This window comes from Pseudomonas sp. C 49-2, assembly GCF_003970195.1.
In the GTDB taxonomy this organism is placed as follows: domain Bacteria; phylum Pseudomonadota; class Gammaproteobacteria; order Pseudomonadales; family Pseudomonadaceae; genus Aquipseudomonas; species Aquipseudomonas canadensis.
Window position 1 is genome coordinate 158,467 of record NZ_RXYG01000008.1, and the last position, 11,407, is coordinate 169,873.

The window sequence follows — 11,407 nt, forward strand, 5'->3', positions numbered from 1 at the left end:
TCTGAAACGCTATAAGCCGAGCCGATGACCCGTTTATTGCGCATCACCTTGCTGAGCCTGCTGATCGTCGCAGGCTTGCTGACCGCCCTGATCTACAGCCTGACCTGGCGCCCCGAGGCGAAGGAAACCCTGCCGGTGAGCTGCGTCGCGCCGCGTGCGCCGACACTATTGCCGGGGCAGGCACTTAAGGTCATGACCTGGAACGTGCAATACCTGGCCGGCAAAAATTATGTGTTCTGGTACGACACCTCCGACGGCAGCGGCCCGGACGACCGCCCCACCGTGGAAGACATGGCCGCCAGCCTCGACGAAGTGGCACGGGTCATCCGCGACGAACAACCCGACATCCTGCTGTTGCAGGAGCTCGACGAAAACGCCAAGCCTTCTCACTACCAGGACCAACTGGCCCTTTTGCAGGAGCGCCTGGTCGACCTCTACTCCTGCAGCGCCCAGGCCTTCGACTGGAAAGCCGACTTCGTGCCAAACCTGCACATCTTCGGCAGCGTCGGCCGCAAACTGGCGACCCTCAGCCGTTACCAGATCGAACACGCCGAACGCCTGCAACTACCGGCGCCCGAGGCCAATATCATCAGCCGCCAGTTCCAACCCAAGCCGGCTTTGCTGCTGACTTACCTGCCCTTGAGCGATGGCGGCCAACTCGCGGTGCTCAACACCCGCCTGGATGGCGATGCCCCTGGGCGCAGCGCGGTGCAGGATCAGGTGAAAACTACGGTCAAACTGCTGGATAAATTCGAGGGCCGTGGCACGCCCTGGCTGATCGGCGGGGATTTCAATCTGCTGCCCTTGGGGCAATTCCTACGCCTGGACGCCACCAAACGCGGGCAGTATTCGCCGGACAGCGAGCTGCATTTGCTGTGGGACAAATACCCAATGATCCCGAGCAACAGCCAATCCAGCGGGATTGATCGTGAGAAATGGCTGACGAACTTCCCCAACGACCCAAGCGTAGACGGCCCGGATCGTACGCTGGATTACCTGTTCCACAGCCCGCGGATCAAACGGGTGGAAGCCAAGGTGCGGCAGGAGGATACGTTGCGTATTTCCAACCATTTACCGGTGATTGCGCGGTTTCTGCTACCTGCCGCCCAGTAGTCACTTGCGCGGTTTGATCCGCGCCGTCGCCTCCGCCACCAGCGGGTCATCCGGCCAATAGTGCTTCGGGTACCGCCCCTTCAAATCCTTCTTCACCTCGGCATAGGTACTGCGCCAGAAGTTCGCCAGGTCCTGCGTCACCTGCACCGGCCGCCGCGCTGGGGACAGCAAATGCAGCTTCACCACTTGGCGCCCTCCAGCAATGCGCGGGGTGTCGGCCAGCCCGAACAATTCCTGCAAGCGTACCGCCAGGATCGGTGGCTGTTCGCTGTAGTCCAAACGCACTGACGAACCCGATGGCACTTTCACATGCTGTGGCGCCAGTTCGTCCAAACGTTGGGGCAGTGGCCAGGGCAGCAGGTTGTGCAGGAAGCTGGAGATATCGAGGTTGGCAAAATGGCTCAGGCGCGAGACTTTGCCCAGGTAAGGCATCAGCCAGTGTTCGAGGCTGGCGAGCAAAGCTTTGTCACTAATATCGGGCCATTCGCTGGTTTTACCGGCGTCGAGTTGGCGCAACAGCATGACCCTGGCCTGCCATTGGCGCAGTTCCGGCGTCCACGGCAGCAGTTCCAGGCCTTTGCGACGTACCAGGTTGACCAGCGCCTGGCTGCGAGCGGATTCGTCGAGGCCGGTCAGCGGTTCGCGGCTGAGCACCAGTTCACCGACCTTGCGCTGGCGTTCGGCGCGCAGGACACCTTCGCGTTCGTCCCAGTCAAGTTGGTCGACATTGCGCACTTGCTCGGCCAGCACCGTGTCGAACAGCGCCGGATCAAAATCCGCCGCCAGGTAGATACGCTCTTCGCGCTGGCCCTGGCGACTGCCCAGGTCGGCGATGACCAGCCAGGCCTGTTTCATCAGGCTGTCGGCTTCGGCGAACAGCGCCGCGCGGCCGTTGGCCAGGCGATATTCCGCACCGCCGGGGCGACGTTGCTGGGCGACGCGATCCGGGTAGGCCAGCGCCAGCAAGGCACCGAGCCAGCGCGGGTGGTCGGGGTCGGCAACGGCTTGAGTGGCCTGGCCTCTTAAGTAACCACGATATTGTCGCGCCAGTTGCCTGGCCCGCTGCACGCCGCCTTGGGTACCGCGTGCGCGTTCTTCGCCGGACAACAGCGCCAATCGACTGTGCAAATCCGCACCGCCACCGCGCAGGATGTCGCGCTCTCCCAGCAATGCGGCCACATCGCAGGCCGTCGCCGCTAATCCAAAATCCTGCCCGCGCAGCAGCAGATGGGCGATACGCGGATGGGCCGGCAACTCGGCCATCTTCTGCCCATGGGCGGTGAGTTTGTCTTCATTCAAAGCACCGAGGCGCACCAGCAAATCCTGGGCCTGGGCATACGCGGCGGTCGGCGGCACATCCAGCCACACCAGTTGGTTGGGCGTGACACCCCAACGCGCGAGCTGCAAAGCCAGTCCGGCCAGGTCGGCGGCGAGGATTTCCGCACTGCCGTAAGCGGCCAGGCCTTCGTGCTGGTCTTCGGACCACAAGCGATAACACACGCCCGGCTCCAGGCGCCCTGCCCGGCCGGCGCGCTGGGTGGCGCTGGCGCGAGAGATACGTTGGGTATCGAGGCGGGTCATGCCGCTGCCGGGGTCGAAACGCGGTACTCGCGCCAGCCCGGCATCAATCACCACGCGCACGCCATTGATGGTCAGGCTGGTCTCGGCGATGTTGGTCGCCAGTACTACTTTGCGTTTACCGGCGGGTGCTGGATCGATAGCAGCGCGTTGGGCGTTCAGGTCCAGTTCGCCATGCAGCGGGCACAACAACACATCGGTGCGCTCGCCGAGGGCGTCGGCCAGTTGCTGGTTGACCCGACGAATCTCGGCCTGCCCCGGTAGGAAAACCAGCACGCTGCCAGTTTCGTCGTGCAGGGCTTCGAGAATGGTCTGCACCACACGCGGCTCGATGAACTCACCGGGCTGGTAAGGTCGGCCCCAGCGCATCTGCACCGGGAACATACGCCCTTCGCTACGCAGGATCGGCGCGTCGTCCAGCAGACTGGCCAGGCGTTCGCCTTCTAGGGTGGCGGACATCAGCAGGATTTTCAGCGGTTGATCATCGCGAAACAGTTCGCGGCCGTTGAGGCTCAGGGCCAGTGCCAGGTCGGCGTCGAGGCTGCGTTCGTGGAATTCGTCGAAGATCAGCAAACCCACGCCGTCCAGCGCCGGGTCATCCTGCAGGCGGCGGGTGAGGATGCCTTCGGTAACCACCTCGATGCGCGTATTGGGGCCGACCTTGCTGTCCAGACGAATGCGATAGCCGACGGTTTCGCCGACCTTCTCGCCCAGTTCACTGGCCAGGCGTTCGGCCGCCGCACGGGCTGCAAGACGGCGGGGTTCGAGCATCAGGATGGTCTGCCCGGCCAGCCAGGGTTCGTTCAATAACGCCAAGGGCACGCGGGTGGTTTTACCGGCGCCGGGGGGCGCTTCGAGCACGGCTTCATGGCGATTCGCCAAGGCGTCACGCAGTGCAGGTAAAACTTCATCAATCGGCAACGAATTCATACTGGCTCCAAAGCAGAGCGGCGAGTATAACGGCGAACTGCCGGATGCCGACGCTGGTCTGAAAAACACCACCGGCTGCGCCTGGCAACGCGGTCAAAGGTGGGAGCTGGCTTGCCTGCGATGCTGACAACTCGGTCTTTCAAATAAACCGAGGTGATGCCATCGCAGGCAAGCCAGCTCCCACATTAGAGCGGTGTTGCTCGGCAGTATTGTCATATAGTCCCGTATCAATCGTGTTCAGGAGATTTTCCATGCGTATCGCTTCCCGAGTCATTGGCGGTGTCCTCGCCGTCACCCTGCTGAGCCAATTGACGGCCTGCGGTTCGATCTTCTACCCGGACCGCCGTGGCCAGATCGACGGCAAGATCGACCCGACCATTGCCGTGCTCGACGCCGTGGGCCTGCTGTTCTATGTGATCCCCGGCCTGATCGCGTTCGGCGTGGACTTCGCCACCGGCGCTATCTACTTCGAACCGGGCAAGACCGCCCAGGTCGATCCGCAGAAACTCCACGAAGCCATTGGCGCCGACGGCAAGGTCGACAACGCCAAGCTGCAAAGCATCATCCAGAAAGAAACCGGCCGCAGCCTGCCACTCGACGACCCGCGCATGATCCAGTTCAAGGGCAGTGTGCAACAGCTCGCCAGCCTGGGCCTGCAACCCGCCGCTTAAGGATCCGAGCCGCCTATGACCAGCAGTCCCGAACACGCCAGGCTCTTGCGCCTGGCCACCCGCGCCTCGGTGGGCGTGGCTTGTGCGCTGATTATCACCAAGGCCATCGCCTGGTGGCTCAGCGGCTCGGTGAGCATGCTTGCCGGGTTGACCGACTCACTGCTGGATGGCGTGACCTCGCTGCTGAACCTGGTGGCGGTGCATTACGCGTTGCGCCCGGCCGATGACGATCACCGTTATGGGCACGGCAAGGCGGAGTCGCTGTCGGGCATGGCGCAGGCGCTGTTTATCGGCGGCAGTGCGGTGTTGATCGCGTTCCAGGCCTATCAGCGCCTGCAACATCCGGAACCGGTGGGCGCACCGTGGTTGAGCATTGGCGTGATCGTGTTTTCCCTGGTACTGACCGTGGCTTTGCTGATGCTGCAACACCGGGTGATCCGCGAAACCGGCTCCAACGCCGTGCGCGCGGACTCATTGCATTACCGCTCCGACCTGATGCTCAACGGCAGCATCTTGGTAGCGCTGGTGCTGGCAGGGTTTGGCTACCATCAGGTCGATGCCTGGTTCGGACTGGGCATTGCCGCTTACATCTTATGGAGCGCCATCCAGATCGCCCGTGAAAGCTTTGCGGTGTTGATGGATGAAGAACTGCCGCCGGACGTGAGCCAGCACATGCTCGAACTGGCCCGTGGCGTACCGGGTGTATTGGGCGCGCATGATTTGCGCACGCGGATTTCCGGCAGCCACTGGTTTGTGCAACTGCACCTGGAATTGCCGGGGGAATTGACGCTGTCAGTGGCCCACGGCATCAGCGACCAGGCCGCCGATGCGATTCACAAGGCCTACCCGCGCGCCGAAGTGCTGGTGCACGCCGACCCGCGGGAAGTGGTCACAGGCAATAAAACCTAGTACTGCACCTGATAACCGCGGCTGCTCAGGCAGTTGCCCTGGGCCTGGCGGTAGGTTTGCACCACCGCCGGATCGGGGGCGTAGGTGACTTGCTGCGGGTCGAAGCCACTTTGCTGCACGGCCCAGCGATAACAGTCATAACCGTCCTGCTGCACCTGGGCCGGTGACTGGCCGTTGGCCGGATACGCCACCACATCATAACCATTGCCTTGCGGCGCGGGCTGCGGTGCCGGTACGGCGGCTGGTGGTTGCACCACCACGTATTGCTGGGAGCTGCTTTCGTAGGTGTAGTAGGAACCCGCCGCGAGGAAGAACAGCGCGCTGCCGATCCACACTTCACGCGCGTAGTCCGGCAGGTAATGCACACGGATGCCGTAGGGCGGCGTCACCACCACATAGCGCGGGCCTTGCGGGCGATACCAATAGCCGCCGGAGTAGAAGTAGTCCTGGCCACGGTAAGGCACGCGGTAATTGCGATCAGGGAAGCGGTCGATCACATAACCTGGGCGATGCTGCGGGCCTGGGCCCCAGCCGTTGCCATGGCCGTCAGGGCGACCAGGCCAGCGGTTGTCACCGGGGCGCGAGCCTGGGCCGCCGGCCTCCCAGTGTTGGTTGCCGTCATTGCGTCGAGGGATGTCACGGTAATAGCCCTGACGCGGTTCCTGGGTCTGGCGCACGGTGTCGGGGCGACTCTGGATCGGCAGGTTGTTCGACGGCTGTGGTTGTGGCTGGGGCCGCCCCTGCTCATTGCCCTGGGGACGCCCTTGCCATTGGCCACCACCGTTCTGGCCTGCGCGATCAAAATGCTGATTCTGCGGGCGCGGCTGGTTGTTTTCCTGACGTGGTGGGTTGTTCTGCGGACGCGGCTGTTCATTACCGCCTCCTGGCCGTCCGCCCTCCGGCCCTCTTTCATGCTGACCACCGCCCTCACTGCGCGGCCCGGTATCACGTTCGTCGGCCACTGCCTGGGCGCCAACGGTGACCATCAGCAAACCTACACCTGCCAAACGCCAGATGCGCTTCATGCTATTCCTCACTGCGGATTAGGGCCTGTCCATGAGACTGGAAAAGCCAGGCCCGGTTCTCGGACAGGTTATCAGCAGGCAAAAGAAAAGGGGTGACCCGTCGGCCACCCCTTGAGAACTTCGTCCTGGCTCAACGCTTTTGACGTTGGCTCACCTCACGCCGTCTTGTGGACAGTGTGCAGCCTGGAGGCCGGCTCAACCCTGCTGGGGTGGCGGCCGCAGCGGGCCTGATTGGGCGGGCTGCTTTGGACTGTTGTCCAGGCGGTGATTCTGTTGATAAAGATACCCGCCAGCGCCCGGCAGATGATTGCGAAGATTGCGTCAATAAACAGTGCTTGCGCAATTTTTAACCCTTCATGGATAATTCACCGCAATAGTTACGACAAAGGCCATCCCAATGAGCAAGCTTGACCGATACGACCTGAGTATTTTGGCGGAATTGCAACGTGATGCGAGGATCTCCAACCAGGAGTTGGCCGAACGCATCGGCTTGTCGCCTTCGCCGTGCTCGCGCCGGGTCAAGCAGTTGGAGGACGACGGCTACATCGCTCGCCAGGTCGCCTTGCTCGACCGCAAGATGCTTGGCCTGAGTCTGACCGCCTATGTGCTGATCGGCATGGACCGCCACACGCCCGAACGTTTCGAAAACTTCGAAGCGGCAATCCGCACCCTGCCCCAGGTGCTGGAATGCAGTTTGGTCACCGGGATGGATGCGGACTATCAGTTGAAAGTGGTGGTGCCGGACATGGATCACTATCAGAAACTGCTGCTAGGTCACCTGACCCGCATTGAAGGTGTGACCAGCGTGCGCTCCAGCTTTGTGCTGAATCAGGTGCTCAACAGCACCGAATTGCCGCTGACGCACCTAAGAACCTGAGATCACCACTCAACAATGTGGGAGCTGGCTTGCCTGCGATGCAGGCGACTCGGTGTGTCAGCAAAACCGAGGTGATGCTATCGCAGGCAAGCCAGCTCCCACATTGACCGCGCCGACTCAGGTCAATGTTGCGCCTCAGACGCTGCCTTATACTACCCGCCTGCCTTTGTCGGAAAATTCGCCATGAACAACATCGACCCCGCCCTCTTCGAAGAATGGATGATGACCGGCCTGGTCACGATCCTGATCATTTTCATGGGCTTTATCGTCTGGGACCTGGCGAAGAAGTCCAAGGCCGGGCGTTTTGGCTCGTTCATCCTGTTCTTCGTCTTGGGCCTGGGCGTGGCCGCGTTCATCATCAAGAGCGTGGTGATCGGCCTGATCGAGTCCGGCGCCTTATAAGCGCGCCGGCACTTCCTTCCACTGGCCTTGATCCAGGCAGTCAATCGACCAGTCGCCAATGCGCACGCGCACCAGACGCAGGGTGGGCAAGCCCACGGCGGCGGTCATGCGCCGCACCTGGCGATTACGCCCCTCGCGAATCACCAATTCAAGCCAGTAAGTCGGTATGTTTTTGCGAAAGCGCACCGGCGGGTTACGCGGCCATAACTCGGGCTCATCCAACTGCCGCGCTTGCGCAGGCAAGGTCTTGCCGTCATTCAGTTCGACACCGTCGCGCAAGCGTTGCAGTTGCTCTTCGGTCGGTTCGCCTTCCACCTGCACCCAGTAGGTTTTCGCCAACTTGTGCTTGGGGTCGGCAATCCGCGCCTGCAACTGGCCATCGTTGGTCAGCAACAACAAGCCTTCGCTGTCACGGTCCAGGCGGCCCGCCGGGTAGATGCCGGGGATGTCGATGAAATCTTTGAGCGTCGCGCGCCCGCCTTCGTCGCTGAATTGGGTCAGCACGTCAAAGGGTTTATTGAACAGGATCAGTTTCGGCTCGGCCGGTGGCGCCTTGGCGACACGCCGCGCTGCGGAATACGGAGGTTTCACGCCTGGGCGGCGCGAATCGGGACGGGTGGGACGGGACATGGCGAAGGAACATCTAACGGTCAGGACCGACAATGCTAGTGGCCTGACCGTTAAATGACCATCCCAACCGCTTAGCGGAACGGCGGCTCGTCGAAGCTGCGCAGTTTGCGCGAGTGCAGCGAGTTGAGTTCGGTACGCAGCAAATCCACCGCCTCGATGCCGATCTTCAAGTGCTGACTGACCGCACGCTCATAGAATGCGTTGGCCGAACCGGGCAGCTTGATCTCACTGTGCAGTGGCTTATCCGACACACACAGCAAAGTGCCGTACGGCACCCGCAAGCGATAACCCTGGGCGGCGATAGTGCCGCTTTCCATGTCCACGGCCACGGCGCGGGACAGGTTGATCAGCGGCCGCTCCTGTGCCCAGCGCAGTTCCCAGTTACGGTCGTCGTAGGTCAACACAGTGCCGGTGCGCAGGCGTTTTTTCAGCTCTTCGCCTTTTTCGCCGGTGACGTTGGCCGCCGCTTGCTGCAAGGCCAACTGCACTTCGGCCAGGGCCGGGATCGGGATGTTCGGCGGCACGACGCGGTCGAGAATCCCGTCGCGGCGCATGTAAGCGTGAGCCAGCACGTAATCGCCGATGGTCTGGGATTGGCGCAGGCCGCCACAGTGGCCGATCATCAGCCAGCAATGCGGACGCAGCACGGCCAGGTGGTCGGTGATGTTCTTCGCGTTGGACGGGCCGACGCCAATGTTGACCAGGGTCACGCCGTGGCCGTCAGTGGCTTGCAAGTGATAAGCCGGCATCTGATAACGGTGCCACACCACCCCGGCAGCAATCGCGGAGGCTTCACCGTGGTCCATCGCTTTGTCGATCACTACGTTGCCCGGCAGCACCATGCGGATAAAACGCGGGTCGCTGCGCAGTTGTTCCAGGCCATGCAGGATGAACTGGTCGACATAACGGTGGTAGTTGGTCAGCAGGATCCACGGCTGCACATGGCGCCAATCGCTGCCGGTGTAGTGCACCAGGCGGCGCAGGGAAAAGTCCACGCGCGCCGCATCGAACAACGCCAGGGGCAGCGGGTCAGTGTTTTCCCAGTCGTACAGGCCATCGGCGATGCCATCAGTGGCGGCCGACAGGTCGGTACTCGGGAACACGCGGGCCAGGGTCGCCGCAGTCACGCCGGAGCCGGCCAGTTCATCACCCTGCTCCACTACGTAAGGGTATGGGATGTTCTGCTGGCTGACGCCCACTTCCACCGTCACGGTGAAGTCGTGCATCAGCGGCACCAGTTGCTCCAGCAGGTATTTACGAAACGCCGCAGGATGGGTGACGGTAACGCTGTAGGTCCCTGGTAACTGAACCTTGGCATACGCCCGGGTGGTCTGTGGGACTTCGCCGTGGCAGTGGTAGGTCAGGCGCAGTTCCGGATAGCGGAACAACGCACGTTGTTCGGCGTCGGGTTCGACGCGGTCCTTGAGGTATTGCTTGAGGGCTTGATTGAGCGCGCCCGTGGCACGCTCATGCAGGGCCGCCAGCCGGTCCACGGCTTCTTCAGCGGTTTGAACGACAACAAAAGCTTCGGTCACGGTAAGCATCCTGTGTTCTGACTTGCAGGCCTTTATCTTGCCTGTATCCCCGTCAGACGCAAACTTTGAATGCAATCAACAAGGTGTGGACCTGGCGACAATCGCCGCCACGTCCACGCCACGCGGCAGGGTGCCATACACTCGACCGGACGATTCGCCCAAGCGACTGGCGATAAACCCATCGCTGACCGCCGCATTGCCGGCTTCCAGCAACAGCTTGGCCTGCAACGCCACGGCGATGTCTTCGGTAAGCTGGCGCGCACGGTATTGGATGTCCTGGGTGTCCATAAAGGCTGACTTCAATTGCTCGATATGCCGCGCCAGTAGCTTGTCGCCATGCCCATCCCCCAGCTCGACAAACAGCGCTTCCAGCACGCCCGGCTCTTTTGACAACGCGCGCAGCACGTCCAGGCACTGCACGTTGCCAGAACCTTCCCACGTCGAATTCACCGGCGCCTCACGGTACAGGCGCGGTAGGATGCTGTCCTCGACGTACCCGGCACCGCCCATGCACTCGGCGGCTTCATTGATCATGGCCGGGGCGCGTTTGCAGATCCAATACTTGCCCACGGCTGTTACGAGCCTGGCGAACTTGGCTTCCTGCTCATCGCCCAAATGATCCAATGCGCGGCCCATGCGCATGCTCAGGGCCAACGCGGACTCGCTTTCCAACGCCAGGTCCGCCAGCACGTTTTGCATCAAGGGTTGTTCGCTGAGCACCCGCCCCCCCACCAAACGATGGGCACAATGATGGCTGGCTTGGGTCAATGCCTGGCGCATCAATGCGCTGGAGCCGACCATGCAATCGAAGCGGGTCATGGCGACCATTTCGATGATAGTCGGAACGCCACGCCCTTCCTCACCGATCATCCAGGCCAGGGCGCCACGGAACTCTACTTCGCTGGAGGCGTTGGAGCAGTTGCCCAGTTTGTTTTTCAAGCGCTGGATGTAGAACTCGTTGCGCGTGTCATCCGGGCGGTGCCGGGGCAGTAGGAAGCAGGTCAGACCCTTGTCGGTTTGCGCCAGGGTCAGGAAGGCATCGCACATCGGTGCCGAGCAGAACCACTTGTGGCCTACCAGTTCATAGGCCTGGCCCGGACCGCCGGCACCCACCGGGTAGGCGCGAGTGGTGTTGGCGCGCACGTCGGTGCCGCCCTGTTTCTCGGTCATGGCCATGCCGATAGTGGCACCGGCCTTGTGAGCGATGCCGACATTGCGCGGGTCGTATTGGGTATTGAGGATTTTCGGCAGCCAGGTCTTGGCCAGGTCCGGTTGCAGGCGCAGGGCGGGTACACAGGCGAACGTCATGGTCAACGGACAGCCGGTGCCGGCTTCGGCCTGGCTGTGCAGGTAGGTCATGGCGGCGCGGGCCACATGGGCACCGGACTGCGGATGCGCCCACGGCAGCGACGGCAAGCCATGTTCGACGGCCGTGCGCATGAGTTCGTGGTAAGCCGGGTGAAACTCCACCAGGTCGATGCGATGGCCATATCGGTCATGGCTGCTGAACACCGGTTTGTTCTGGTTCGCCAGGAACCCGGCCTTCATCAACGGCCCACCGGCCAGCGCTCCATAGGCATCGATACGCGCTTCTGCCCAGCCAGCACCAAAGCGGCCCGACCATTCCTGCAGGGGCAAATCGATACGGTACAGGTTGGTGCCGTCCAGGGACGGTGGCTGGTTGGTGACGTCGTGGGTTTCGGCAAACTGATGCAGGTTCATGACGGGCCTCCTGGA

General features: G+C 62.2%; 10 protein-coding genes. 5 read left to right on the plus strand and 5 right to left on the minus strand.

The window, feature by feature from the left end; translation table 11 throughout:
* Window positions 1–24 precede the first annotated feature (24 nt).
* Window positions 25–1,113: an endonuclease/exonuclease/phosphatase family protein gene (locus EJ576_RS17450; RefSeq protein WP_126570774.1), complete on the plus strand. Its 1,089-nt coding sequence runs from the start codon at window positions 25–27 to the stop codon at window positions 1,111–1,113.
* Here EJ576_RS17450 and hrpB read toward each other — a convergent pair whose 3' ends face one another.
* Window positions 1,114–3,621: an ATP-dependent helicase HrpB gene (gene hrpB, locus EJ576_RS17455; RefSeq protein WP_126570775.1), complete on the minus strand. Its 2,508-nt coding sequence runs from the start codon at window positions 3,619–3,621 to the stop codon at window positions 1,114–1,116.
* A 251-nt stretch (window positions 3,622–3,872) separates the two neighbouring features.
* Between hrpB and EJ576_RS17460 the strand changes: the two genes are divergently transcribed.
* Window positions 3,873–4,292, plus strand: coding sequence for a hypothetical protein (locus tag EJ576_RS17460; protein WP_010206751.1), 420 nt, complete (start codon window positions 3,873–3,875; stop codon window positions 4,290–4,292).
* A gap of 15 nt (window positions 4,293–4,307) precedes the next feature.
* On the plus strand, window positions 4,308–5,201 hold the full coding sequence (locus EJ576_RS17465; RefSeq protein ID WP_016978609.1) for a cation diffusion facilitator family transporter: 894 nt from the start codon (window positions 4,308–4,310) through the stop codon (window positions 5,199–5,201).
* Here EJ576_RS17465 and EJ576_RS17470 read toward each other — a convergent pair.
* A complete protein-coding gene (locus tag EJ576_RS17470; protein ID WP_123475727.1) occupies window positions 5,198–6,226 on the minus strand; it encodes a DUF6515 family protein in 1,029 nt (342 codons plus the stop codon). The two genes, EJ576_RS17465 and EJ576_RS17470, sit on opposite strands and share 4 nt — an antisense overlap.
* Window positions 6,227–6,623: 397 nt before the next feature.
* Between EJ576_RS17470 and EJ576_RS17475 the strand changes: the two genes are divergently transcribed.
* Both EJ576_RS17475 and EJ576_RS17480 read left to right on the plus strand, forming a co-directional pair.
* Window positions 6,624–7,103 (plus strand): Lrp/AsnC family transcriptional regulator, encoded by a 480-nt coding sequence (locus EJ576_RS17475; protein ID WP_003194418.1) that lies wholly within the window; start codon window positions 6,624–6,626, stop codon window positions 7,101–7,103.
* 192 nt (window positions 7,104–7,295) lie between these two features.
* Window positions 7,296–7,505: a DUF2788 domain-containing protein gene (locus EJ576_RS17480; protein WP_025999909.1), complete on the plus strand. Its 210-nt coding sequence runs from the start codon at window positions 7,296–7,298 to the stop codon at window positions 7,503–7,505.
* On the opposite strand, the gene EJ576_RS17485 is transcribed toward EJ576_RS17480, so the two are convergent.
* The 3 genes from EJ576_RS17485 to EJ576_RS17495 form a co-directional block, all read right to left on the minus strand.
* A complete protein-coding gene (locus EJ576_RS17485; protein WP_126570776.1) occupies window positions 7,500–8,135 on the minus strand; it encodes a pseudouridine synthase in 636 nt (211 codons plus the stop codon). The two genes, EJ576_RS17480 and EJ576_RS17485, sit on opposite strands and share 6 nt — an antisense overlap.
* Window positions 8,136–8,206: 71 nt before the next feature.
* Window positions 8,207–9,679: an AMP nucleosidase gene (gene amn, locus EJ576_RS17490; RefSeq protein ID WP_161634128.1), complete on the minus strand. Its 1,473-nt coding sequence runs from the start codon at window positions 9,677–9,679 to the stop codon at window positions 8,207–8,209.
* 66 nt (window positions 9,680–9,745) lie between these two features.
* A complete protein-coding gene (locus EJ576_RS17495; RefSeq protein WP_126570777.1) occupies window positions 9,746–11,392 on the minus strand; it encodes an acyl-CoA dehydrogenase family protein in 1,647 nt (548 codons plus the stop codon).
* Between the last annotated feature and the right edge of the window lie 15 nt (window positions 11,393–11,407).